We start from the raw sequence: 25,023 nt of genomic DNA on the forward strand, positions 1-25,023 counted from the left end.
CGGGAAGCAGATCTGTGGAAAGCACCGTGCGTGCGGGGTGTTACTGCTCCGCGCGCTTAAAGACCAGTTCGCTCTCACTGCTGCTGGCCGCATCAAACCGATAGCCATCCAGATCAAACGCCTTAAGCTGTTCCGGCTTTGTCAGGCGCTGCTGAATCACATAGCGACTCATCAATCCACGCGCCTTTTTGGCATAGAAGCTAATCACTTTGTAGCGGCCATTCTTCTCGTCGAGGAACACGGGCTTAATCATCTGTGCCTGCAGTTTCTTCGGCTTAACCGCCCTGAAATATTCGTCAGAGGCGAGGTTAATCAGCACATCATCACCCTGTTCCGCCAGCGCAGCATTCAGCGTTTCAGTGATGAGATCGCCCCAGAAGGTGTAGAGATCTTTGCCCGCCGGATTCGCAAGGCGAATGCCCATCTCCAGCCGGTAAGGCTGCATTAAATCGAGCGGACGCAGTACGCCGTACAGCCCGGACAACATGCGCAGGTGCTGCTGCGCAAAATCGAAATCCTGATCGCTGAACGTTTCAGCCTGCAGACCGGTGTAAACATCACCTTTGAACGCCAGAATCGCCTGACGGGCATTCTGAGGGGTAAAATCGGGCTGCCAGCTGTTAAACCGTTCGGCATTGAGGTGCGCCAGTTTGTCGCTGATACCCATTAACGAGGCGATGCTGGCGGGCGACAGCGTGCGCGCAGTCTCAATCAGCTGTTGTGACTTTTCTAACAGCGCAGGCTGGGTGAACCGCGTTGTCGCCAGCGGGCTTTCATAATCCAGCGTCTTGGCGGGAGAGATCACCATCAACATAGTTGCTTCCTCGGTTAATGCCTGCTTTAACAGGGTATTGGCGGCTTATCAGGCTGTGCAGTGTACCAAAAAAGCCGCAAAGAATGACGAATCACACCTATTTGTTCGCGCTATCGTAAACGGCATTCCCTGACCTTGCGCCACCGTTGCCGCGTGATATTATCCCAACAGCCTTTTTTCACACTGACAGTTAACTAAGAGAAAAGAACATGACGGACAAACTTACCTCCCTGCGTCAGCTCACCACCGTCGTCGCTGACACCGGTGATATCGCAGCCATGAAGCTGTATCAGCCGCAGGATGCGACCACCAACCCTTCTCTGATTCTCAACGCCGCACAAATCCCTGAATACCGTAAACTGATCGATGAAGCGATCGGCTGGGCGCGTGAGCAGAGCAGCAACAAAGAAGAGCAGCTGCAGCTGGTTTCTGACAAGCTGGCCGTGAACATTGGTCTGGAAATTCTGAAACTGATCCCGGGCCGCATCTCGACTGAAGTCGATGCGCGTCTCTCTTACGACACGGAAGGCAGCATCGCTAAAGCGCGCAGCCTGATCAAACTCTACAATGATGCCGGTATCAGCAATGACCGCATCCTGATCAAACTGGCGTCAACCTGGCAGGGCATCCGTGCGGCAGAGCAGCTGGAAAAAGAGGGCATCAACTGTAACCTGACGCTGCTGTTCTCCTTTGCTCAGGCGCGTGCCTGTGCCGAAGCGGGTGTGTTCCTGATCTCTCCGTTTGTTGGCCGTATCCTTGACTGGTACAAAGCCAACACCGACAAGAAAGAGTATGCCGCGCACGAAGATCCAGGCGTGGTGTCCGTTTCTGAAATCTACAACTACTACAAGCAGCACGGCTATGAAACCGTCGTGATGGGTGCGAGCTTCCGTAACACGGGCGAAATCATCGAGCTGGCTGGCTGTGACCGCCTGACTATTTCTCCTGCGCTGCTGAAAGAGCTGGCAGAAAGCGAAGGCACTCTGGAGCGTAAACTGAGCTACAGCGGCGAAGTGAAAGCGCGTCCGGCCCGCATGACCGAGTCTGAGTTCCTGTGGCAGCACAACCAGGACCCAATGGCGGTGGCCAAGCTGGCAGAAGGCATTCGCAACTTTGCCGTTGACCAGGGCAAACTTGAGAAGATGCTGGCAGAACTGCTGTAATCTGCTGACCGTGGCGGCGCAGGCTGCCACGGTTTTCCCTTTTCCGACCCTTTCACTTTATATTATCCTCTCTGCTATTCCCCTTTTACTCCACCGCACCGCGGTAAATCACAGCGAAGCTCATCATGAATACATTACGCATTGGCCTGATTTCGGTCTCCGATCGCGCCGCGAACGGCATCTATCAGGATCAGGGGATTCCCGCGCTGGAGAGCTGGCTTGGCAGCGCAATCAGCAGCCCGTTTGAGATTGAGTCCCGGCTGGTGCCGGACGAGCAGCTGATGATCGAGCACGCGATTTGCGAACTGGTTGACGAACGTTTTTGCCATCTGGTGTTAACCACTGGCGGCACCGGTCCGGCCCGACGCGATGTCACGCCCGATGCCACTTTAGCAGTTGCCGATCGTGAAATGCCCGGTTTTGGTGAGCAGATGCGCCAGATTAGCCTGCAGTTTGTGCCGACCGCGATTCTGTCACGGCAGGTGGGGGTGATCCGTAAACAGTCACTGATCCTTAATCTGCCGGGTCAGCCGAAATCGATCAAAGAGACGCTGGAAGGGCTGAAAGATGCGCAGGGGAAGGTAAGCGTTCAGGGTATCTTTGCATCTGTACCTTATTGTTTACAGCTTCTGGACGGGCCTTACGTTGAGACGCATCCCGACGTGGTAGCAGCATTTCGGCCTAAAAGCGCGATACGTGAGATAAATAACTAAATATTCCCTGTTTCAGGCATAAGCTATAGCCTTGCTGGTGTGGCAAAAGATTGACGGTATAGTAAGGGTATCTTTACAACTTTGTCTCTTTTGCCTCTGGACTATTATGAATCAGATTCACACACAGCGTCTGACCGGTAAGGATTACAAAACGCTGGCGCTGGCCGCACTGGGCGGCGCGCTGGAATTTTACGACTTCATCATCTTTGTCTTCTTCGCCACCGTGATTGGCGAACTCTTCTTTCCCGCCGATATCCCGGAATGGCTGCGTCAGCTGCAGACCTTTGCCATTTTTGCCGCAGGTTATCTGGCACGTCCGCTGGGCGGTATCGTGATGGCGCATTTTGGCGACAAACTCGGGCGCAAAAAGATGTTCAGCCTGAGCATTTTGTTGATGGCGCTGCCGACCCTGATGATGGGGGCTTTACCCACCTGGCAGACGATTGGCATCGCTGCGCCGCTGCTGATGCTGCTGATGCGCATGTTGCAGGGGGCGGCCATTGGCGGTGAAGTGCCGGGTGCCTGGGTGTTTGTCGCGGAGCATGTGCCTTACAAACGTATCGGTATTGCCTGTGGGACGCTGACGGCCGGGCTGACCATCGGCATTCTGCTGGGATCGCTGGTCGCGACGCTGATTAATACCTCAATGTCGCAGCAGGCGATTCATGACGGCGGCTGGCGTATCCCGTTCTTCCTCGGTGGCGTGTTTGGTCTGATGGCAATGTACCTCCGCCGCTGGCTGCATGAGACGCCGGTCTTTGTTGAGATGCAGCAGCGTAAAGCGCTGACTGACACCCTGCCGCTGAAGACCGTGCTGGCGGAGCATAAAAAGTCGGTTGTCATCTCCATGCTGCTGACCTGGCTGCTTTCTGCCTGCATTGTGGTCGTGATCCTCATGTCGCCGGTCTGGCTGCAGAAACAGCTGGGTATTGCGCCCGCGCTGACCCTGCAGGCCAACAGCATCGCCACCGTGATGCTCTGCATCGGCTGCATTATTGCCGGGCTCGCGGTCGATCGTTTTGGTGCCAGTCGGACGTTGTGTGTCGGCAGCCTGCTGCTGGCGATTTGTAGCTGGCAGTTTTATCACCTGGCTGCCCTCTATCCGCAGCAACTCTTTCTGCTCTATGGCGTGGCGGGCCTGAGTGTCGGCATCGTTGGCGTCGTGCCCTTTGTGATGGTGCGCGCCTTTCCGGCAGAAGTGCGTTTTACCGGGCTCTCTTTTTCCTACAACCTTTCTTATGCCATTTTTGGCGGGCTGACACCGATCTTTGTATCGCTGCTGATGAATGTTTCAGTGATGGCACCGTGCTGGTACGTGATGGCGCTGGCGCTGGTGGGATTGCTGACCGGGATCTGGCTGCGGCGTGACGTCAGCCACGAGCCGGGTCTGCAACAGGGGATTAAGACGCTGTAACAGGAGAACGCGGAGCCAGGCTCCGCGTTTTATCAGGCTTGCAGTGATTTCGCGCCAATGGGCAGAATGGTGCGGCCAAAGGTTTCATTGAGCACTTCACCCATCGCCAGATAGCAGGCGCTGGCACCACAGAGAATGCCAACCCAGCCTGCAAACACCACCACGGCGGGCAGGTGCATGAGGTGAGCCACAGCCAGCAGCAGAAACAGTATTGTGAGCGAGCCGAATACAAACTGCAGCATCCGCGCACCTTTCAGCGTGCCTGTAAACATAAACAGCGTGAAAATGCCCCAGAGTGCCAGCCAGGCACCCAGAAAGCGTTCGTCAGCCGCGTTTGTCAGCCCTGTTTTCGGTAACAGCAGAATCGCCACAAAGCTTAACCAGAACATGCCGTAAGAGGTAAAGGCGGTCAGCCCAAAGGTGTTGTTCTTTTTAAACTCCAGCAGACCGGCCAGCACCTGGGCGATCCCGCCATAAAAAATCCCCATCGCTAAAATCGCCACGTCCATGTCAAACAGGCCCGTGTTGTGCAGGTTCAGCAAAATAGTTGTCATGCCAAATCCCATTAAGCCCAGCGGGGCAGGATTAGCCAGCGTTGAATGTGCCATAGTTCCTCGGCAGTAAGATGATCGTTAATGAAAGAAAAGGACTCTGTCCTGCTCCCCGAAAGGAACAGGGCGACGCATCATATTCAGCGGGATAACCCTGTTCTTTGATCCCGGCAGGGCCAAAGGCAGAAAATTTTTTTTGGTTTAGCCCTTGATGCGCATCGAAGCGGCCCCATTTACTTGTCATCGAGCGTTGTGAACGTTGGAAAAAAAGCATGTGCTGGCAGGTTGAATGCAAACAACCCGCCCACATAAAAGGTTCACAACCCAAATTGGCAACGAATTTAAGTGGGAGATGTTTAGATGGGTAAGATTATTGGTATTGACCTGGGTACAACCAACTCTTGTGTTGCGATCATGGATGGCACCAAAGCACGCGTGCTGGAAAATGCCGAGGGCGATCGCACCACGCCTTCAATTATTGCTTACACACAGGATGGCGAAATTCTGGTCGGTCAACCGGCTAAACGTCAGGCAGTGACCAACCCGCAGAATACCCTGTTTGCAATCAAGCGTCTGATTGGTCGTCGCTTCCAGGACGAAGAAGTACAGCGTGATATTAAAATCATGCCGTACAAAATCGCCAGCGCCGACAACGGCGACGCATGGTTGGAAGTAAAAGGTCAGAAAATGGCACCCCCGCAGATCTCTGCTGAAGTGCTGAAGAAAATGAAAAAGACCGCCGAAGATTACCTCGGTGAGCCAGTGACCGAAGCCGTTATCACCGTACCGGCTTACTTCAACGATGCGCAGCGTCAGGCGACCAAAGACGCAGGCCGCATCGCGGGTCTGGAAGTCAAACGTATCATTAACGAACCAACTGCTGCTGCACTGGCATACGGTCTGGACAAAGGCCAGGGCAACCGCACCATCGCGGTATATGACCTGGGTGGCGGTACCTTCGATATCTCAATCATCGAGATCGACGAAGTTGACGGCGAAAAAACCTTTGAAGTTCTGGCAACCAACGGTGACACCCACCTGGGTGGTGAAGACTTCGATAGCCGCCTGATTAACTATCTGGTTGCTGAATTCAAGAAAGACCAGGGTATCGATCTGCACAACGATCCGCTGGCGATGCAGCGTCTGAAAGAAGCGGCAGAGAAAGCGAAAATCGAGCTCTCTTCTGCACAGCAGACCGACGTTAACCTGCCTTACATCACGGCAGATGCGACCGGTCCTAAGCACCTGAACATCAAAGTCACCCGTTCTAAACTGGAGTCACTGGTTGAAGATCTGGTTGCACGCTCAATCGCGCCACTGAAAGTTGCGCTGCAGGATGCGGGACTGTCTGTATCAGACATCAACGACGTTATCCTGGTGGGTGGTCAGACCCGTATGCCACTGGTTCAGGCGAAAGTGACCGAGTTCTTCGGTAAAGAGCCACGTAAAGACGTGAACCCGGACGAAGCCGTTGCCGTTGGTGCTGCGGTTCAGGGTGGTGTACTGGGTGGCGACGTGAAAGACGTGCTGCTGCTGGACGTTACCCCGCTGTCACTGGGTATCGAAACCATGGGTGGCGTGATGACCTCGCTGATCAGCAAGAACACCACCATCCCAACCAAGCACAGCCAGGTCTTCTCGACGGCTGAAGATAACCAGTCAGCCGTGACCATTCACGTGCTGCAGGGTGAGCGTAAGCGCGCCAATGACAACAAGTCACTGGGCCAGTTCAACCTCGACGGTATCCAGAACGCGCCACGCGGTATGCCGCAGATCGAAGTCACCTTTGACATTGATGCGGATGGTATTCTGCACGTGTCGGCAAAAGACAAGAACAGCGGTAAAGAGCAGAAGATCACCATCAAAGCCTCTTCAGGTCTGAACGATGAAGAGATCGAAAAAATGGTGCGTGATGCTGAAGCGAACGCCGAATCTGACCGTAAGTTCGAAGAGCTGGTACAGACGCGTAACCAGGGCGATCAGATTGCCCACAGCACGCGTAAGCAGCTGGACGAGGCGGGCGACAAACTGTCAGCTGATGACAAAGCGCCAATCGAAGCCGCACTGGCCGCGCTGGAAACTGCGCTGAAAGGCGAAGACAAAGCGGAAATCGATGCCAAAATGCAGGCACTGATGGAAGTGTCCGGCAAACTGATGGAAGCAGCACAGCAGTCTCAGGCGGGTGCAGCGGATGCCGGTGACGCGTCAGCGAAGAAAGATGACGACGTTGTTGATGCTGAATTCGAAGAAGTGAAAGACAACAAGAAATAATTGCCCCTGACCGGGCGCGACGGTTGGCCTGACAGCCGTTGAAACCAGCACGGGCGTAGGAGATCTCTCCACGCCCGTGCGATCATGTTAAGGGCTAAAAAAACATGGCGAAGAGTGATTACTACGAGATTTTAGGCGTCGCCAAATCCGCGGACGAGCGTGAAATCAAAAAGGCTTACAAACGCCTGGCAATGAAGTTTCACCCGGACCGTAATCCCGGTGACAAAGAAGCCGAAGCGAAATTTAAAGAGGTCAAGGAAGCGTACGAAATCCTGACCGATGCGCAGAAACGTGCGGCCTACGATCAGTATGGTCATGCAGCCTTCGAACAGGGCGGCATGGGTGGCGGCGGATTCGGCGGCGGTGGCTTTGGCGGCGGCGGTGCAGACTTCAGCGATATCTTTGGCGACGTATTCGGTGACATCTTTGGTGGTGGACGCCGTCAGCGCGCCGCCCGTGGCGCCGATTTACGCTACAACATGGAGCTGTCGCTGGAAGAAGCGGTACGCGGCGTGACCAAAGAGATCCGCATTCCAACCCTGGAAGAGTGTGATGTCTGCCACGGCAGCGGCGCGAAAGCGGGTACGCAGCCACAAACCTGTTCAACCTGTCACGGTGCAGGTCAGGTGCAGATGCGCCAGGGCTTCTTCACCGTCCAGCAGGCCTGTCCGACCTGTCATGGTCGCGGCTCGGTGATTAAAGATCCGTGCAACGCCTGTCATGGTCATGGCCGCGTTGAGAAGTCGAAAACGCTGTCAGTGAAAATCCCGGCCGGGGTCGACACCGGCGACCGTATTCGTCTGAGTGGTGAAGGCGAAGCAGGCGAGCAGGGCGCACCAGCGGGCGATCTCTACGTTCAGGTATCGGTGAAGAAACACCCGATCTTCGAGCGTGAAGAGAACAACCTTTACTGCGAAGTTCCGATCAACTTCGCGATGGCGGCGCTGGGCGGTGAGATTGAAGTGCCGACACTGGATGGTCGCGTGAAGCTGAAAGTGCCGTCAGAAACCCAGACCGGCAAGCTGTTCCGTATGCGCGGACGTGGCGTTAAATCTGTTCGTGGCGGTGCGGTCGGTGACCTGCTCTGTCGTGTCGTGGTGGAAACACCGGTCAGCCTGAATGAGAAACAGAAAACGCTGTTGCGTGAACTGGAAGAGAGTTTTGGCGGCCCAAGCGGTGAGCATAACAGCCCGCGCTCCAAGAGCTTTTTCGACGGTGTGAAAAAGTTCTTTGATGACCTGACCCGATAAAGTGTGAGGGATAAAACGGAGCCTGAGGCTCCGTTTTTTTTGCCGTTTATAAGCGATTCTGCCTGCGGACTTTTCAGCCATGTGACGGGCGTTCCGGTTTCGTCAGATTACTCGGTTAAAGCGAGCTATAAGCCTGGTATAAGCTGCTTTTAACGAGCTATATGAGTGGTTACACTTATTAACTTTCTATCGCCGATCAGGAAGATAAACGTTGAATAAGCCTCGTAAACTCAGAAACCTTCTTAAAAGCTTCATTGAAAGTGACGCCAGCAACGGCATGATATTAATTCTGGCGGCAGTCGCAGCCATGATTCTTGCTAATACGGCCGCGACCGCTGACAGCTATCAGGCGTTGCTCAATGAACCTGTCCAGATCCGCTTTGGTGCGCTGGATATCAGCAAAAATCTGCTGTTGTGGATAAACGATGCGCTGATGGCGCTGTTTTTCCTGCTGATTGGCCTGGAAGTGAAACGTGAGCTGATGGTCGGCGAACTGGCAAGCCGCGAAAAGGCGATCTTTCCTGTCATCGCAGCATTGGGCGGCATGGCGCTGCCTGCCTTAATCTTCCTTGCTTTCAACCACGGTGATGAGATTGCCCGCAACGGCTGGGCTATTCCCACGGCAACGGATATCGCTTTTGCGCTGGGAGTGCTGGCCCTGCTCGGCAGCCGTGTTCCTGCTGCGCTGAAAGTTTTTCTGATGGCCCTGGCGATCATCGATGACCTGGGGGCGATTGTGATTATCGCCCTGTTCTATACCAGCGGTCTGTCTGTTCTTTCTCTGGGCGTGGCGGCGGCGGCTATTGTCGTGCTGGCTCTGCTGAATTACTTCAATGTCCGTAAAATCTCGATCTATATTCTGGTTGGCATTGTGCTCTGGACCGCCGTGCTTAAGTCGGGCGTCCACGCAACGCTGGCAGGCGTTATCGTAGGCTTCTTTGTGCCGCTGGAAAAGAAAGAGGGACATTCACCGGCGGAGCATCTGGCACACGGCCTGATGCCGTGGGTGAACTGGCTAATCCTGCCACTGTTTGCCTTTGCGAATGCCGGTATTTCGCTTGCGGGTATTACGCTGGGCGATATCCTTTCGCCTGAACCAACAGGCATCATCCTGGGCCTGTTACTGGGTAAACCATTAGGCATTACCCTGTTCTGCTGGCTGGCAGTAAAGCTCCGGCTGGCGGTATTACCTGGCGGCACCACTATCCGCGATATCATGGCAATCGGCGTGCTGTGCGGTATCGGCTTCACGATGTCGATATTTATCAGTTCACTGGCCTTTGATTCAGCCCATGAGCAGCTGGTGACGTTCTCTAAACTGGGCATTCTGACCGGTTCTCTGCTGTCCGCCGTGATTGGGTACACCCTGTTGCGGATCAAGCTGCGTTAATGGAGAGGAGGCGAAAGCCTCCTTCTTTTTAATGAATCATATTAACTACAATCATCTCTACTACTTCTGGCACGCCTGCCGTGCCGGGTCGATAGCGGGTGCAGCCGAGGCGCTCTCACTGACGCCCCAGACCATTACCGGGCAGATTAAGACGCTGGAAGATCGCCTGCAGGGTAAGCTGTTCCGGCGTCAGGGAAGGGGGCTCGTGCCGACTGAACTGGGGCAGCTGGTGTTCCGCTACGCTGACCGCATGTTTATGCTGGGTCAGGAGATGCTGGATATTGTTAACTACCGCAAAGAGTCTCATCTGCTGCTGGATGTTGGTGTGGCAGATGCCCTCTCAAAGCAACGGGTCAGCAAGGTGCTGGAGACGGCGGTGGTGGCAGAAGAGAAAATCCATCTGCGCTGTTTTGAATCGACCCACGAGATGCTGCTGGAGCAGCTCAGTCAGCATAAGCTGGATATGATTATTTCTGACTGCTCCATCGATCCCACCCAGCAGGAAGGGCTGTTTTCGGTAAAGCTGGGGGAGTGCCCGATTAGCTTCTGGTCTGCTCAGCCGATCGCTGACTGCTCTTTTCCGGGTTGCCTGGAAACGCGTCCTCTGCTGATTCCGGGTCGCCGCTCAATGCTGGGGCGTAAAATCCTTAACTGGATCACGACCCAGGGGCTGCAGGTGGAGATTCTGGGTGAGTTTGATGATGCGGCGCTGATGAACGCATTTGGTGCGCGTCAGAAGGCGATTTTTGTTGCGCCGTCGCTGGACGGTTGTCAGCAGGAGGGGATGTATGAAGTCGGCCGGCTTGATGCCGTTTCAGAGGAGTATCACATCCTCTTCGCCGAGCGGATGATTCAGCATCCGGCGGTGCAGCGTCTCTGTCAGGCTGACTTCAGCGCACTCTTTCCTTACCAGAGTACAGACGAAAAAAAACCGGCGTAAGCGCCGGCTTTTTCAACAAAGCGATGAACAACGGGCGATTAAGCCAGTTTGTTGATCTGTGCAGTCAGGTTTGATTTATAACGTGCAGCTTTGTTTTTGTGGATCAGACCTTTAGCGGCCTGACGATCCACGAGTGGTTGCATTTCATTGAATGCGTTCTGCGCAGCAGCTTTGTCGCCTGAAGCGATCGCCGCGTATACTTTCTTAACGAAGGTACGCATCATTGAGCGGCGGCTAGCGTTATGCTTGCGGCGTTTCTCAGATGTTACGGCGCGTTTCTTAGCTGATTTGATATTAGCCAAGGTCCAACTCCCAAATGTGTTCTATAGAGACAAATCAAAGGCCGAGGACTATGCCCTTCTAACCTGATTTTGTCAATGGATTTGTGCAAATAAGCGTCGCTCTATGAGCAGCACTCGGTTACGTATTTGATGGCGCAAGATTCTACCAGCTTCCCCTCACTGAATACAGTATTTCGCGACAAAATTCTTAACGTACGCATCTGTAACAGGAAATGCAGCGCCTGAAGCATGAAAGGCGTGCTGACGGGTTAACCTGAGTCGCTTTCAAGGGTATAATCCGCCGATTTCCACCGGTTTGGGCCAGCCATGAAGTTTATCCGCGGTATTCATAATCTTAACGAGCAGCATCGCGGCTGCGTTCTGACCATTGGTAATTTCGATGGCGTACACCGCGGACATCAGGCGCTGATGTCCCGGCTGTGTGAAGAGGGGCGTAAGCGCAATCTGCCGGTCGTGGTCATGGTTTTTGAGCCACAGCCGCTGGAGCTGTTTGCCGGTGACAAAGCCCCGGCGCGTCTGACACGCCTGCGTGAAAAACTGCGATACATGGCGGAGGCTGGCGTCGATAAAGTGTTGTGCGTGCGGTTCGACCGCCGCTTTGCGGCCTTGTCCGCCCAGCGTTTTATCAGTGACCTGTTAGTCGACAGGCTGGACGTAAAGTATCTCGCCGTAGGCGATGATTTCCGCTTCGGCGCTGGTCGACAGGGGGATTTCCTGTTATTACAGAAAGCCGGTGCGGAGTATAGTTTTGAGGTTGTCAGCACCGAAACCTTCTGTGACGGCGGTAAGCGAATCAGCAGCACCGCCGTTCGTCAGGCGCTGGCCGCGGATGATTTAGCGCTGGCACAGTCGCTGCTGGGTCATCCCTTCACTATTTCCGGCCGCGTCGTGCACGGTGATGCACTGGGACGCACGCTGGGGTTCCCCACGGCGAACCTGCCTTTACGCCGCAGCGTCTCGCCGGTGAAAGGGGTGTATGCGGTGGAGGTGCAGGGTCTGACGCCTGAGCCGCTGCCGGGTGTTGCCAATATCGGCACCCGTCCGACCGTAAAAGGTTTACGCCAGCAGCTTGAAGTTCACCTGCTCGACATCAATATGGATCTCTATGGTCGTCACATTGATGTGGTGCTGAAACAGAAAATACGAAACGAGCAGCGCTTTGCCTCACTGGAGGCGTTGAAAGAACAAATTGCGAACGATGTGGTAACGGCCCGGCAGTTCTTTGGGCTGCTTTAACCTGAGCGAAAAACGGAATCGAGAATCTGATGAGTGACTATAAATCTACCCTGAATTTGCCGGAAACGGGATTCCCGATGCGTGGCGATCTGGCCAAACGCGAACCGGGAATGTTGCAACGCTGGTATGCCGACAACCTGTACGGCATTATCCGCGAAGCCAAAAAAGGGAAAAAAACCTTTATCCTGCATGATGGCCCTCCGTATGCGAACGGCAGCATTCATATTGGTCACTCTGTAAACAAGATTCTGAAAGACATTATCGTTAAGTCGAAAGGCATGGCGGGTTATGACTCGCCGTACGTGCCGGGCTGGGACTGTCACGGTCTGCCAATTGAACACAAAGTTGAGCAGATGATTGGCAAGCCAGGTGAGAAAGTCACCGCCGCTGAATTCCGTGCAGCGTGCCGCAAGTACGCTGCTGAACAGGTTGAAGGCCAGAAAGCGGACTTTATCCGTCTGGGCGTGCTGGGTGACTGGGATCGTCCTTACCTGACTATGGATTTCGGCACCGAAGCCAACATCATTCGTGCGCTGGGTAAAATCATCGGCAACGGCCACCTGCACAAAGGCGCGAAGCCGGTGCACTGGTGCCTGGATTGCCGTTCGGCTTTAGCAGAAGCGGAAGTCGAGTATTACGACAAAACGTCACCGTCAATTGATGTGATGTTCAATGCCATTGATGCCGACGCGGTGCGTCAGGCGTTTGGCGTGGCACAGGTTACGGGCCCGATTTCACTGGTGATCTGGACAACCACACCGTGGACATTACCGGCTAACCGCGCCATCTCTCTGCATCCTGAATTTGAGTATCAGCTGATCCAGATCGAGGGACGTGCCCTGATCCTGGCGAAAGAGCTGGTCGGGAGCGTCATGAAGCGTGCCGGTGTCAGCGAATGGCAGGTACTGGGCGAATGCAAAGGCGCTGCGCTGGAGCTGCAGAAATTCCAGCATCCGTTCCTGGCACTGGAATCGCTGGTCGTGCTGGGTGAGCACGTCACCCTGGAAGCCGGTACGGGTGCCGTACACACGGCACCGGGTCACGGCCCGGATGACTATGTCATCGGTCAGAAATATGGCATCGAAACCGCGAACCCGGTCGGACCGGATGGCAGCTATCTGCCAGGCACGTACCCGACGCTGGATGGGGTTAACGTCTTTAAAGCCAACGACATGATCGTTGAGCTGCTGAAAGAGAAGGGCGCGCTGCTGCACGTTGAAAAACTGCTGCACAGCTACCCGCACTGCTGGCGTCATAAAACGCCGATCATCTTCCGCGCTACACCGCAGTGGTTCATCAGCATGGATCAAAAAGGATTGCGTGCGCAGTCGCTGAAAGAGATCAAAGGCGTGCAGTGGATCCCGGACTGGGGCCAGGCGCGTATCGAGTCGATGGTGGCGAACCGTCCTGACTGGTGTATCTCCCGTCAGCGTACATGGGGCGTGCCAATGGCGCTGTTCGTCCACAAAGAGAGCGAAACGCTGCACCCGGACACGCTGGCGCTGATGGAAAAAGTGGCGCAGCGCGTTGAGCAGGAAGGCATTCAGGCATGGTGGGATCTCGACCCGCGTGAACTGATGGGCGACGATGCCGATCATTACGTTAAAGTGCCGGATACGCTGGATGTCTGGTTTGACTCCGGTTCAACCAGCTCTTCAGTTGTCGATGCGCGTCCGGAGTTTGGCGGACATGCACCAGACCTCTATCTGGAAGGTTCCGATCAGCATCGCGGCTGGTTCATGTCCTCGCTGATGATCTCCACGGCGATGAAAGGCAAAGCGCCTTATCGTCAGGTACTGACGCACGGTTTCACCGTGGATGGTCAGGGCCGCAAGATGTCGAAATCGATCGGCAACACCGTTGCGCCGCAGGATGTGATGAACAAACTGGGTGCCGATATTCTGCGTCTGTGGGTGGCATCAACCGACTATTCGGGCGAAATGGCGGTCTCCGATGAGATCCTCAAGCGTTCTGCCGATGCCTATCGTCGTATTCGTAACACTGCGCGTTTCCTGCTGGCTAACCTCAGCGGCTTTAATCCGGCCACCGATCTGGTGAAACCGGAAGAGATGGTGGTGGTGGATCGCTGGGCAGTGGGTCGCGCACAGGCTGCGCAGGCCGATATCGTCGCCTCCTATGAGAACTACGATTTCCATGAAGTGATCCAGCGTCTGATGCAGTTCTGCTCGATTGAGATGGGCAGTTTCTATCTCGACATCATCAAAGATCGTCAGTACACGGCGAAAGGCGACAGTCTGGCGCGTCGCAGCTGCCAGACCGCGCTGTGGCATATCGTTGAAGCGCTGGTGCGCTGGATGGCACCGATCATGTCCTTTACGGCCGATGAGATCTGGGGCTATCTGCCTGGCGAACGTGCGCAGTATGTCTTCACCGAAGAGTGGTATCAGGGGCTGTTTGGCCTGGCAGAAGATGAAGCGCTGAATGATGCTTACTGGGCTGAGCTGCTGAAAGTGCGTGGCGAAGTGAACAAGGTGATCGAGCAGGCGCGTGCGGATAAACGTATCGGTGGCGCACTGGAAGCGACGGTCACGCTCTATGCCGATCCGGAACTCGCCGCTAAACTGCAGGCGCTGGGCAATGAGCTGCGCTTTGTGCTGCTGACTTCTGGCGCACGGGTGGCGGATTACGCGCTGGCGAACGACGAAGCGCAGCAGAGTGAACTGCTGAAAGGTCTGAAAATCGCGCTGCACAAGGCGGAAGGTGAGAAATGTCAGCGCTGCTGGCATTACACTACCGATGTCGGACAGAATCCTGAGCATGCTGAGGTCTGTGGTCGTTGTTACACTAACGTAGCCGGTGACGGCGAACAGCGTGAATTTGCCTGATGCGTAAACCTATTTTATCAACCGGATTGCGCTGGCTGTGGCTGGTGCTGGTGGTGATTGTTGTGGACTTCGCCAGTAAGCAGTGGGTGATGAACAACATGATGCTGCATGAAACACAGCCGCTGATGCCCTACCTGAACCTGTTCTACGCGCACAACTACGGTGCGGCGTTCAGTTTCCTGGCAGACAAAGGCGGCTGGCAGCGCTGGTTCTTTGCCGGAATCGCGCTGGCTATTGTGGTCTCACTGATGGTGATGATGTATCGCAATCAGGCCAGTCAGAAGATAGCCAATATCGCGTATGCCCTGATCATCGGCGGTGCGGTAGGCAATCTGTTTGATCGTTCCTATCATGGCTTTGTGGTCGATTTTATCGATTTCTACGTCGGTAACTGGCACTTCGCTACATTTAATATCGCTGACTGCGGCATCTGTATTGGTGCGGCACTGGTGGTGCTGGAGGGCTTTTTCAGCCCGAACGGCAAACAGGCTAAACAGAAAGGGTAAGTGATGACTGAGTCCGTACAGCGCGACAGCGCGGTGTTGGTGCATTTTACGCTGAAGCTGGAAGATGGCTCGACGGCGGAATCGACCCGTGCAAACGGCAAACCCGCGCTGTTCCGTCTTGGTGATGGCAGCCTCTCTGCGGCACTGGAGCAGGCACTGCTGGGGCTGAAAGCGGGTGAAACGAAACAGTTCACCCTGGCACCGGAAGAGGCATTTGGTGGCGTCAGTCCTGACCTGATCCAGTATTTCTCGCGCCGTGACTTTATCGACGCAGGTGAACCGGAAGTGGGTGCCATCATGCTGTTCAGCGGCATGGGCGGCAGTGAGATGCCAGGCGTGATCCGTGAAGTCTCCGGTGACTCTATCACCGTGGACTTCAACCATCCGCTGGCAGGTCATCGTATTCAGTTTGATGTAGAGGTGCTGGAAATCGATCCAGTGCTGGAGGCGAACGATGCAAATCCTGTTAGCTAATCCGCGCGGTTTCTGCGCTGGCGTTGATCGCGCCATCAGTATTGTTGAGCGTGCGCTGGAAATGTATGGCGCGCCGATTTACGTCCGTCACGAAGTGGTGCATAACCGTTACGTGGTGAACAGCCTGCGCGAACGCGGTGCCATCTTCATTGAAGAGATCAGTGAAGTGCCTGATAACGCGATCCTGATCTTCTCCGCGCACGGTGTTTCGCAGGCGGTGCGTGCCGAAGCCAAAGCGCGCAATCTGACCATGCTGTTTGACGCCACCTGTCCGCTGGTGACCAAGGTTCATATGGAAGTGGCGCGTGCCAGCCGTAAAGGTGTGGAAGCGATACTGATTGGTCATGCGGGTCACCCGGAAGTTGAAGGCACTATGGGGCAGTACAATAACCCCAATGGGGGCATGTATCTGGTGGAGTCCCCGGAAGATGTCTTCAGGCTGACCGTCAAAGACGAAAACAATCTGAGCTTCATGACCCAGACCACGCTTTCCGTGGACGACACCTCTGACATCATTGACGCCCTGCGTCAGCGTTTCCCGGCGATTATCGGGCCGCGTAAAGATGATATCTGCTACGCCACCACTAACCGTCAGGAGGCTGTTCGCACCCTGGCGAAAGATGCGGACGTGGTGCTGGTGGTGGGGTCTAAGAACTCATCCAACTCTAACCGTCTGGCTGAGCTGGCACAGCGTGCCGGGAAACTGGCGAAGCTTATCGACTCGGCGGACGATATTCAGGAAGAGTGGGTAAAAGGCGTTGACTGTATCGGCGTCACCGCAGGCGCGTCAGCCCCCGATATTCTGGTGCAGCAGGTAATTCAGCGGCTGCGCGAGCTGGGCGGCGAAGCGGCGATTGAGCTGATTGGCCGTGAAGAGAACATCGTCTTTGAAGTGCCAAAAGAGCTGCGCGTCGAAGTGCGCAACGTGCAGTAGCGCTATGATTAAACTGATAAAAAGGCCGACTCTGTTCGGCCTTTTTTGTTTTCCGGGCCAGACAGAAAAAGCCGTTGTTTGCCGCCGTGATTGCTTTTACTGATAATCCCAGGCGGCTGGCATAAAATTCTTATTATCACTGATTAATAGTGGCGTGACTGTTAACTCGTCGTTAACCTGATGACGCTTTGGATGCATAGTTTTGTTTTAGGAATGAATAAATATGAACACTATCCGCATTGCTATTGTGGGCGCGCCGGGCCGTATGGGCCGTAATCTGATTCAGGCGACGCAGCAGGCAGAGGGCGCAGAACTGGGTGCAGCACTGGCACGCCCGGGCTCATCGCTGATCGGCAGTGACGCCGGTGAAGTAGCGGGCATCGGCAAGAACGGCATCCTCATCACTGACGATTTACGCGCGGTGATAGATGACTTTGATGTGCTGGTCGATTTCACCCGCCCGGAAGGAACGCTGGAATATATGGCGATCTGCCGTGAGCAGGGTAAAGCGATGGTGATTGGCACTACCGGCTTTGATGAAGCCGGAAAAGCGGCCATTCGCGCAGCGTCGGACGAGATCGCCATCGTGTTCGCCGCGAACTTCAGCGTGGGGGTCAACCTGGTGCTGAAGCTGCTGGAAAAGGCTGCCAAAGTGATGGGAGAGTACGCGGATATTGAGATCGTGGAAGCACATCACCGTCATAAAGTGGATGCGCCGTCTGGCACTGCGCTGGCAATGGGTGAGGCGATAGCCGACGCGATGCAGTGGAAACTGGATGAGCATGCAGTCTATACCCGTGAGGGCCACACCGGCGAACGTCAGCCGCAGACCATCGGTTTTGCGACGATACGCGCCGGAGACATCGTCGGTGAGCATACAGCGATGTTTGCAGATACCGGTGAGCGAGTAGAGATTACGCACAAGGCTTCAAGCCGCATGACCTTTGCTAAGGGTGCCGTTAAGTCGGCTTTATGGCTGAAAGATAAGAAATCAGGTCTTTTTGATATGCGTGATGTGCTGGATTTGTCGATGTTGTAAGTGTTGTGAGCCATCGTGATGTGGTTATTTCAATCATTAACCAGTTGATTGAAAAGGGGCAATGTTTTCATTGCCCTTAATTTTGCCTGAAAATTGCCTTTCTGAACTACATTCCTTCTCTGATTCGTTTTTTTCTCACTTATCTTCGTTTATCTATCCCGCCAGAAGCTATTTTTGACCATTTGGTCAAAAATAATGGCCGGATAACGCTGGTTTTGTTTTTTAGTGACCTGGCAAACGATTATTCCGCCGGGTTTTATCCTCTTTTTGCCGCTTATGCCCGTTTTTTTCTTCATAAGGCAGATAATAATGAAAAAATCCCGTCGCAGGGTAGACAATGACCAGGGCGATCATTAGAATGCGCGCAATTTGCCAAAAATCGACAATTCAGGCGGTTTTTGCATTGATTCAGGCACCTATTTTGAATTAATATGCAGATATATTGACTGTTTATTCCCTGGAGGATGTTTTGATTAAGTCAGCAATCCTGGTTCTGGAAGACGGAACCCAATTCCACGGTCGGGCCATCGGGGCAACAGGGTCGGCAGTGGGGGAAGTCGTTTTCAATACCTCAATGACCGGTTATCAAGAAATCCTCACTGATCCTTCCTATTCCCGCCAAATCGTTACTCTCACTTATCCCCATATCGGTAATGTCGGTGTTAATGCCGCAGACGATGAGTCCAGCCAGATTCACGCGCAGGGCCTGGTCATTCGTGACCTGCCGCTGATTGCCAGCAACTTCCGTAGCGAAGAGGGCTTATCTGCCTGGCTGCAGCGCAACAACATCGTGGCGATTGCCGATATTGATACCCGCAAGCTGACGCGCCTGCTGCGTGAGAAAGGGGCACAGAACGGTTGCATTATCGCGGGCGACAATCCGGACGCCGCGCTGGCGCTGCAAAAAGCCCAGGCGTTCCCCGGACTGAAAGGGATGGATCTGGCGAAAGAGGTCTGTACAACGGAGACCTACAGCTGGCAGCAGGGCAGTTGGACGCTGAACGCGGGACTGCCTGAGCAGGCCGCGGCTGACTCACTGCCTTACCATGTGGTGGCGTACGATTACGGTGCCAAGCGCAACATTCTGCGCATGCTGGTCGATCGCGGCTGTCGCCTGACCGTGGTTCCGGCACAGACGCCTGCTGAAGACGTTCTGAAACTGAACCCGGATGGCATTTTCCTCTCTAACGGTCCCGGTGACCCGGAGCCGTGCGATTACGCCATCAGCGCTATTCAGGCCTTCCTGAAAACAGACATCCCGGTATTCGGTATCTGTCTGGGTCATCAGCTGCTGGCGCTGGCCAGCGGGGCTAAGACCGTGAAGATGAAGCTCGGCCACCACGGCGGCAACCATCCGGTGAAAGATCTCGAAAACAATCGCGTCATGATCACGGCTCAGAACCATGGTTTTGCGGTCGATGAGCACGATCTGCCCGCGAATCTGCGCGTGACCCACATTTCGTTATTCGATAAAACGGTGCAGGGCATTCACCGCACTGACAAGCCAGCATTCAGCTTCCAGGGGCACCCGGAAGCCAGCCCGGGACCGGGTGATGCCGCGCCGCTGTTTGACCACTTTATTGAATTGATTGACGCATTCCGTCTGCAAGCGAAGTAATCAGGAGCTAATTCATGCCAAAACGTACAGACCTAAAATCCATCCTGATTCTTGGTGCCGGTCCGATTGTGATCGGCCAGGCCTGCGAATTTGACTATTCCGGTGCGCAGGCGTGTAAAGCGCTGCGTGAAGAGGGTTACCGCGTCATTCTGGTGAACTCCAACCCGGCGACGATTATGACCGACCCGGAAATGGCCGATGCAACCTACATTGAGCCTATTCACTGGGAAGTGGTGCGCAAAATCATCGAAAAAGAGCGCCCGGATGCGGTTCTGCCAACCATGGGCGGTCAGACGGCGCTGAACTGTGCGCTGGAGCTGGAACGTCACGGCGTACTGGAAGAGTTTGGCGTCACCATGATTGGCGCAACCGCAGATGCCATCGACAAAGCAGAAGATCGTCGTCGTTTCGACGTGGCAATGAAAAGCATCGGTCTGGATACCGCCCGCTCCGGCATTGCGCACACTATGGAAGAAGCGCTGGCTGTGGCAGAAGATGTGGGCTTCCCCTGCATTATCCGTCCCTCCTTCACCATGGGCGGCACCGGTGGCGGTATCGCCTATAACCGCGAAGAGTTTGAAGAGATTTGCGAACGCGGTCTCGACCTCTCGCCAACGAATGAGCTGCTGATTGATGAGTCGCTGATTGGCTGGAAAGAGTATGAGATGGAAGTGGTGCGCGATAAGAACGATAACTGCATTATCGTCTGCTCCATTGAAAACTTCGACGCGATGGGGATCCACACCGGTGACTCCATCACGGTTGCGCCTGCCCAGACGCTGACCGACAAAGAGTATCAGATCATGCGTAACGCCTCGCTGGCGGTACTGCGTGAAATCGGTGTTGAAACCGGCGGCTCCAACGTCCAGTTCTCGGTTAACCCGAAAGATGGCCGCCTGATTGTCATCGAGATGAACCCCCGCGTGTCGCGCTCCTCGGCGCTGGCCTCTAAGGCAACCGGCTTCCCGATTGCTAAAGTGGCGGCCAAACTGGCGGTGGGTTACACCCTTGACGAGCTGATGAATGATATTACCGGCGGGTTAACCCCGGCCTCGTTCGAGCCTTCAATCGACTACGTTGTTACCAAGATCCCACGTTTCAACTTCGAAAAATTTGCCGGCGCCAACGATCGCCTGACCACGCAGATGAAGTCGGTCGGTGAAGTGATGGCGATTGGCCGTACTTTCCAGGAGTCGATGCAGAAAGCGCTGCGCGGCCTGGAAGTCGGTGCTAACGGCTTCGACCCGAAAGTACACCCTGACGACCCGGAAGCGTTAACCCGCATTCGCCGCGAGCTGAAAGATGCCGGTTCAGATCGCATCTGGTACATCGCTGACGCGTTCCGCGCCGGGATGTCGGTTGATGGCGTGTTCAACCTGACCAACATTGACCGCTGGTTCCTGGTACAGATTGAAGAGCTGGTGCGGCTGGAAGATAAGGTGTCACGCGAAGGGGTGAACAGCCTTGATGAGATGTTCCTGCGCACCCTGAAGCGTAAGGGCTTTGCCGATGCACGGCTGGCAACGCTGGCCGGTGTGGCTGAGAGCGAAATCCGCAAGCTGCGTCAGCAGTTTAACCTGCACCCGGTTTATAAGCGCGTGGATACCTGTGCCGCAGAGTTCGCGACGAATACTGCTTACATGTACTCCACCTATGAGGAGGAGTGCGAAGCCAACCCGAGTCCGGATCGTGAAAAAATCATGATTCTGGGCGGTGGACCTAACCGTATCGGTCAGGGTATCGAATTCGACTACTGCTGCGTTCACGCCGCGCTGGCGCTGCGTGAAGATGGTTACCAGACCATTATGGTCAACTGTAACCCGGAAACGGTCTCGACCGATTACGACACCTCCGACCGCCTCTACTTTGAGCCGGTAACACTGGAAGATGTGCTGGAGATTGTGCGCATCGAGCAGCCAAAAGGTGTCATCGTGCAGTATGGCGGTCAGACTCCGCTGAAACTAGCGCGGGCACTGGAAGCCGCAGGCGTGCCGGTTATCGGCACCAGCCCGGACTCCATTGACCGTGCTGAAGACCGTGAACGTTTCCAGCAGGCGGTTGATCGCCTGAAACTGAAGCAACCGGCTAACGCCACGGTGGCTACGCTGGAGCAGGCAGTGGAGAAAGCTGCCGGACTGGGTTATCCGCTGGTGGTGCGTCCTTCTTATGTGCTGGGCGGCCGTGCCATGGAAATCGTCTACGACGAAATCGACCTGAGACGCTACTTCCAGACGGCAGTGTCGGTTTCCAACGATGCGCCGGTACTGCTGGATCGCTTCCTGGATGATGCGGTCGAAGTGGATGTGGATGCAATCTGCGACGGTGAGCGGGTGCTGATTGGTGGCATCATGGAACACATCGAGCAGGCTGGCGTTCACTCCGGTGACTCCGCCTGTTCACTGCCCGCCTACACGCTGAATCAGGAGATTCAGAACGTGATGCGCCAGCAGGTTGAGAAGCTGGCGTTTGAGCTGAACGTTCGCGGCCTGATGAACGTCCAGTTCGCGGTGAAAGACAATGAAGTCTACCTGATCGAAGTTAACCCGCGTGCAGCGCGAACCGTTCCGTTCGTCTCTAAAGCGACCGGTGTGCCGCTGGCAAAAGTGGCTGCACGTGTGATGGCAGGTAAAACGCTGGCAGAGCAGGGCGTGACGGAAGAGGTGATTCCGCCGTACTACTCTGTGAAAGAAGTGGTCCTGCCGTTCAACAAGTTCCAGGGCGTCGACCCGATTCTGGGGCCGGAAATGCGCTCTACCGGTGAAGTCATGGGCGTGGGCCGCACGTTCGCTGAGGCTTTCTCCAAAGCGATGCTGGGTGCGCAGAGCAACATGAAGAAGTCGGGCCGTGCGCTGCTGTCCGTGCGTGAAGGTGACAAGAAACGTATTGTCGACCTGGCCGCTAAGCTGCAGAAGTTCGGTTTTGAACTGGATGCGACCCACGGCACAGCGGTTGTGCTGGGCGAAGCGGGCATCAACCCGCGCCTGGTCAACAAGGTGCACGAAGGGCGTCCGCACATTCAGGACCGTCTGAAGAATGGCGAGTATAGCTATATCGTCAACACCACGGCGGGTCGTCAGGCGATTGAAGATTCGAAGCTGATTCGCCGCAGCGCACTGCAATATAAAGTGCATTACGATACGACGCTGAACGGCGGCTTTGCCACCGCGATGGCGCTGAATGCAGATCCGACGGAGCAGGTTATCTCCGTTCAGGAGATGCATGCCCAGATAAAGGCGATGTAATGTGAAAAACGGCTCCTGCGGGAGCCGTTTTTTTTGCCCTATCACTGGCGATAATCCGAAAGTCAGGTCCGGGGAAAGCAAAGTATTTGCGTTAAAGTCACTGATTTGACTTAGTTTTTTAGCTTTAGATGCGAATGATGCCGGTTCGCACAAATTTATAAGATAAACACTTCCTGCGCGGATTTTTCGCCAGTACTATGCCTGCCGCTCATCACTGGAGCGTATCAGGACATAAATAAAAAATGAAAATGCGTACTTTTTCTCTGAGTGCAGTGGCTGCACTGATGGCTGTTCTTCCTTTCGCCAGCCAGGCGGAAATTACCCTGCTGAAGCAGGATCCGCAGGCAGGCGATCCGCTTAGCCGTCTTACCCTGAATGTTGGCGGCAGTATCCGTGCTCAGGTCAATCATCAGACCGGCGTGGATGACAAATCCTACAAGCGTGACGGTTTCGATGGCGGCACCCGTTTCCGTTTCGGCGCTGATTACTACCTGTTTGATGACGTTAGCTGGATCAGCTACTACGAGCTGGGCGTTAACATCCCGGCGGTATTCAGCTGGGACCGTCATTATGCCGATGGTGCTCATAACACCACGCGTCGCCAGCTCTACACCGGTCTGAAAAGCAAAACCTGGGGCCAGCTTACCTTTGGTCAGCAGAACAGCGTTTACTACGACACCGTGGGAGCCAAGACCGATATCTGGGATTACGACATGGTCGGCCAGGCACCGGGCAACGGTATCAACGGCGACTACGACGGATCTTACCGTTCACGTAAGCAGCTGAAGTATAAAACCAGCGTTGGCGATGCGGACATCTACGCCTCTTATCTGTTCGACGATAACGAATACCTGCCAGGCAACGGTCTGCGCTATAAGCGCAAAGGCGGCGGCTCGCTGGGCGTGGATTACCACATCACTGAGGATCTGAGCTGGGGCACGGCGTGGAACTACACCCGTGCAGCGATGCGTAACCCGAACAACGGCGACAGCCGCGATTACGATCAGAACATCTACGGCACTGCGCTGAGCTGGACACCCGGCAACTGGACGCTGTCAGCGGGCGGTGGCTGGTATCAGAACTTCATGACCACCAAACGCAAAGACGTTCATGACTACTTTGCAGGCGACGCGTGGGGCATTGAATATTTCGCCGGTTACAAGATTCCGGTGGCGCAGTACGGTCTGAAAGCCGTCCAGCCGTATGTCATGGGCGATCGCATCGAGTATGCGACAGGCCGTGATTACCAGCGCATCGACAACGGTCTGGGTGTGACGCTGTTCCTCGACTACGGTTTCCGTGTTGATTACGAACATGTCTTCACCTCCAGCACCGATAACCTGGGTGACATGAACCTGGTACGTCTGCGCTACGACTTCTGATAAGTCTGGCGGAACAGGCGGGGAGCGGGTGCCTGCACAGGCAACACGGTCAGACAGGCAAGGCGCTTGTGCAATGCCTGGCCGTCTTCCTTTGCATTGAATGGGTTTGCTGCGGTCAGGTTCATTCTGATTTGCATTTATCGGCCCTCTGATGGCTCCTTCGGGAGCCGTTTTCTTTTACGCACCATTTTTGTGCCAGCCGGACGCCGTTCGCTGGCGCGCTGCGGTAAACTGACGCGATTACGCGGTTAAAAACGCTGCACAGGCCGTGAAAAACGGCGTCCTGAAAAGGTTTACGCAATTAGACCTTTCCCCCTATCGACGAAAGTTTCACCTTTACGTATCATGACGCCAATTTTTTTCAGTGAGTGGTTAACATGATTAGTCTTATCGCGGCATTAGCAGCAGATCGCATTATTGGAATGGAGAACGCCATGCCGTGGGACCTGCCTGCAGATCTGGCGTGGTTCAAGCGCAATACGCTGAAGAAACCGGTCATTATGGGTCGACTGACCTTTGAATCCATTGGGCGTCCGTTACCTGGCCGGCTGAATATCGTGGTCAGCAGCCAGCCGGGCACAACGGAAGGCGTCACCTGGGTTACGTCGCTGGATGAGGCGTTACAGGCCGCTGGCGATGCAGAAGAGATCATGGTGATTGGCGGCGGACGCGTCTACGAGCAGATGCTGAAGCGTGCCGATCGTCTCTATCTGACGCACATTGATGCGGAAGTTGAAGGTGATACGCAGTTCCCGGATTACGAGCCGGATGAGTGGCAGTCCACTTTCAGCGAATTCCACGACGCTGACGCTCAGAACTCCCACAGCTACTGCTTTGAGATCCTGGACCGTCGCCGTTAATCCTCCTCCAGCCCGGCTGTAACCTGGCTGTCATCTCTGTTCATTAGCATTGCTTCTTTTCTGGGATCGTCATAAAGG

At 54.9% G+C, this 25,023-nt stretch carries 20 protein-coding genes; 17 read left to right on the forward strand and 3 right to left on the reverse strand.

Annotated elements, in window-relative coordinates:
- Positions 1-40: 40 nt before the first annotated feature.
- A complete protein-coding gene (gene yaaA / locus N5J69_RS12085) occupies positions 41-814 on the reverse strand; it encodes a peroxide stress protein YaaA (RefSeq protein ID WP_279770550.1) in 774 nt (257 codons plus the stop codon).
- 209 nt (positions 815-1,023) lie between these two features.
- Between yaaA and tal the strand changes: the two genes are divergently transcribed.
- From tal to N5J69_RS12100, 3 genes are all read left to right on the forward strand, one after another.
- Positions 1,024-1,977, forward strand: coding sequence for a transaldolase (gene tal, locus N5J69_RS12090; protein WP_279770552.1), 954 nt, complete (start codon positions 1,024-1,026; stop codon positions 1,975-1,977).
- Positions 1,978-2,102: 125 nt separating this feature from the next.
- On the forward strand, positions 2,103-2,690 hold the full coding sequence (gene mog / locus N5J69_RS12095) for a molybdopterin adenylyltransferase (protein WP_279770553.1): 588 nt from the start codon (positions 2,103-2,105) through the stop codon (positions 2,688-2,690).
- A 106-nt stretch (positions 2,691-2,796) separates the two neighbouring features.
- Entirely contained in the window at positions 2,797-4,104 is a 1,308-nt protein-coding gene (locus tag N5J69_RS12100) for an MFS transporter (RefSeq protein ID WP_279770554.1), read from the forward strand.
- Between the two features lie 32 nt (positions 4,105-4,136).
- Here the strand turns inward: N5J69_RS12100 and satP are convergent, their stop codons facing one another.
- Positions 4,137-4,712, reverse strand: a complete 576-nt coding sequence (gene satP, locus N5J69_RS12105; protein WP_279770557.1) for an acetate uptake transporter — start codon at positions 4,710-4,712, stop codon at positions 4,137-4,139.
- A 303-nt stretch (positions 4,713-5,015) separates the two neighbouring features.
- Here satP and dnaK point away from each other — a divergent pair, with 303 nt between their 5' ends.
- The 4 genes from dnaK (at position 5,016) to nhaR (ending at position 10,506) form a co-directional block, all read left to right on the forward strand.
- The gene (gene dnaK / locus N5J69_RS12110; protein ID WP_279770559.1) at positions 5,016-6,926 is read left to right on the forward strand and encodes a molecular chaperone DnaK; all 1,911 of its coding nucleotides are present in this window, start codon (positions 5,016-5,018) and stop codon (positions 6,924-6,926) included.
- Positions 6,927-7,030: 104 nt separating this feature from the next.
- Entirely contained in the window at positions 7,031-8,176 is a 1,146-nt protein-coding gene (gene dnaJ / locus N5J69_RS12115) for a molecular chaperone DnaJ (protein WP_098051536.1), read from the forward strand.
- 211 nt (positions 8,177-8,387) lie between these two features.
- Complete coding sequence (gene nhaA, locus N5J69_RS12120) at positions 8,388-9,566, forward strand: Na+/H+ antiporter NhaA (protein ID WP_279770561.1); 1,179 nt, start codon at positions 8,388-8,390, stop codon at positions 9,564-9,566.
- 31 nt (positions 9,567-9,597) lie between these two features.
- The gene (nhaR, locus tag N5J69_RS12125; protein ID WP_279770563.1) at positions 9,598-10,506 is read left to right on the forward strand and encodes a transcriptional activator NhaR; all 909 of its coding nucleotides are present in this window, start codon (positions 9,598-9,600) and stop codon (positions 10,504-10,506) included.
- 38 nt (positions 10,507-10,544) lie between these two features.
- Here nhaR and rpsT read toward each other — a convergent pair whose 3' ends face one another.
- The gene (rpsT, locus tag N5J69_RS12130; protein WP_008925553.1) at positions 10,545-10,808 is read right to left on the reverse strand and encodes a 30S ribosomal protein S20; all 264 of its coding nucleotides are present in this window, start codon (positions 10,806-10,808) and stop codon (positions 10,545-10,547) included.
- A gap of 306 nt (positions 10,809-11,114) precedes the next feature.
- On the opposite strand from rpsT, the gene ribF reads away from it, so the two are divergent.
- From ribF to folA, 10 genes are all read left to right on the forward strand, one after another.
- On the forward strand, positions 11,115-12,044 hold the full coding sequence (gene ribF / locus N5J69_RS12135) for a bifunctional riboflavin kinase/FAD synthetase (RefSeq protein WP_279770565.1): 930 nt from the start codon (positions 11,115-11,117) through the stop codon (positions 12,042-12,044).
- 29 nt (positions 12,045-12,073) lie between these two features.
- The gene (gene ileS / locus N5J69_RS12140; RefSeq protein ID WP_279770566.1) at positions 12,074-14,890 is read left to right on the forward strand and encodes an isoleucine--tRNA ligase; all 2,817 of its coding nucleotides are present in this window, start codon (positions 12,074-12,076) and stop codon (positions 14,888-14,890) included.
- The gene (gene lspA / locus N5J69_RS12145; protein ID WP_279770567.1) at positions 14,890-15,396 is read left to right on the forward strand and encodes a signal peptidase II; all 507 of its coding nucleotides are present in this window, start codon (positions 14,890-14,892) and stop codon (positions 15,394-15,396) included. Before ileS ends, lspA begins: the two co-directional genes overlap by 1 nt.
- Before the next feature lie 3 nt (positions 15,397-15,399).
- Positions 15,400-15,870 (forward strand): FKBP-type peptidyl-prolyl cis-trans isomerase, encoded by a 471-nt coding sequence (gene fkpB / locus N5J69_RS12150; protein WP_279770569.1) that lies wholly within the window; start codon positions 15,400-15,402, stop codon positions 15,868-15,870.
- Positions 15,851-16,804 carry a 4-hydroxy-3-methylbut-2-enyl diphosphate reductase gene (ispH, locus tag N5J69_RS12155; protein ID WP_279770570.1) on the forward strand — a complete coding sequence of 318 codons (954 nt, stop codon included), beginning with the start codon at positions 15,851-15,853 and terminating at the stop codon, positions 16,802-16,804. Before fkpB ends, ispH begins: the two co-directional genes overlap by 20 nt.
- 223 nt (positions 16,805-17,027) lie before the next feature.
- Positions 17,028-17,843, forward strand: coding sequence for a 4-hydroxy-tetrahydrodipicolinate reductase (dapB, locus tag N5J69_RS12160; protein WP_279770571.1), 816 nt, complete (start codon positions 17,028-17,030; stop codon positions 17,841-17,843).
- 469 nt (positions 17,844-18,312) lie between these two features.
- Positions 18,313-19,461 (forward strand): glutamine-hydrolyzing carbamoyl-phosphate synthase small subunit, encoded by a 1,149-nt coding sequence (gene carA / locus N5J69_RS12165; protein ID WP_279770572.1) that lies wholly within the window; start codon positions 18,313-18,315, stop codon positions 19,459-19,461.
- Positions 19,462-19,475: 14 nt separating this feature from the next.
- The gene (gene carB / locus N5J69_RS12170) at positions 19,476-22,703 is read left to right on the forward strand and encodes a carbamoyl-phosphate synthase large subunit (protein WP_279770573.1); all 3,228 of its coding nucleotides are present in this window, start codon (positions 19,476-19,478) and stop codon (positions 22,701-22,703) included.
- Between the two features lie 242 nt (positions 22,704-22,945).
- Entirely contained in the window at positions 22,946-24,085 is a 1,140-nt protein-coding gene (locus tag N5J69_RS12175; RefSeq protein ID WP_279770575.1) for a porin, read from the forward strand.
- A 377-nt stretch (positions 24,086-24,462) separates the two neighbouring features.
- A complete protein-coding gene (gene folA / locus N5J69_RS12180) occupies positions 24,463-24,945 on the forward strand; it encodes a type 3 dihydrofolate reductase (RefSeq protein ID WP_279770577.1) in 483 nt (160 codons plus the stop codon).
- Positions 24,946-25,023: the final 78 nt, after the last annotated feature.

This window comes from Pantoea sp. GD03673, from assembly GCF_029844725.1.
GTDB lineage: Bacteria > Pseudomonadota > Gammaproteobacteria > Enterobacterales > Enterobacteriaceae > Pantoea.

Bases quoted from the DNA above. Each gene is read 5' to 3' on its own strand.
- ileS (WP_279770566.1), top strand. From the start codon at position 12,074: ATGAGTGACTATAAATCTACCCTGAATTTGCCGGAAACGGGATTCCCG.
- dnaJ (WP_098051536.1), top strand. From the start codon at position 7,031: ATGGCGAAGAGTGATTACTACGAGATTTTAGGCGTCGCCAAATCCGCG.
- satP (WP_279770557.1), bottom strand. From the start codon at position 4,712: ATGGCACATTCAACGCTGGCTAATCCTGCCCCGCTGGGCTTAATGGGA.
- dnaK (WP_279770559.1), top strand. From the start codon at position 5,016: ATGGGTAAGATTATTGGTATTGACCTGGGTACAACCAACTCTTGTGTT.
- yaaA (WP_279770550.1), bottom strand. From the start codon at position 814: ATGTTGATGGTGATCTCTCCCGCCAAGACGCTGGATTATGAAAGCCCG.
- N5J69_RS12100 (WP_279770554.1), top strand. From the start codon at position 2,797: ATGAATCAGATTCACACACAGCGTCTGACCGGTAAGGATTACAAAACG.
- mog (WP_279770553.1), top strand. From the start codon at position 2,103: ATGAATACATTACGCATTGGCCTGATTTCGGTCTCCGATCGCGCCGCG.
- nhaR (WP_279770563.1), top strand. From the start codon at position 9,598: ATGAATCATATTAACTACAATCATCTCTACTACTTCTGGCACGCCTGC.
- ispH (WP_279770570.1), top strand. From the start codon at position 15,851: ATGCAAATCCTGTTAGCTAATCCGCGCGGTTTCTGCGCTGGCGTTGAT.
- fkpB (WP_279770569.1), top strand. From the start codon at position 15,400: ATGACTGAGTCCGTACAGCGCGACAGCGCGGTGTTGGTGCATTTTACG.
- dapB (WP_279770571.1), top strand. From the start codon at position 17,028: ATGAACACTATCCGCATTGCTATTGTGGGCGCGCCGGGCCGTATGGGC.
- N5J69_RS12175 (WP_279770575.1), top strand. From the start codon at position 22,946: ATGAAAATGCGTACTTTTTCTCTGAGTGCAGTGGCTGCACTGATGGCT.
- ribF (WP_279770565.1), top strand. From the start codon at position 11,115: ATGAAGTTTATCCGCGGTATTCATAATCTTAACGAGCAGCATCGCGGC.
- tal (WP_279770552.1), top strand. From the start codon at position 1,024: ATGACGGACAAACTTACCTCCCTGCGTCAGCTCACCACCGTCGTCGCT.
- folA (WP_279770577.1), top strand. From the start codon at position 24,463: ATGATTAGTCTTATCGCGGCATTAGCAGCAGATCGCATTATTGGAATG.
- carB (WP_279770573.1), top strand. From the start codon at position 19,476: ATGCCAAAACGTACAGACCTAAAATCCATCCTGATTCTTGGTGCCGGT.
- lspA (WP_279770567.1), top strand. From the start codon at position 14,890: ATGCGTAAACCTATTTTATCAACCGGATTGCGCTGGCTGTGGCTGGTG.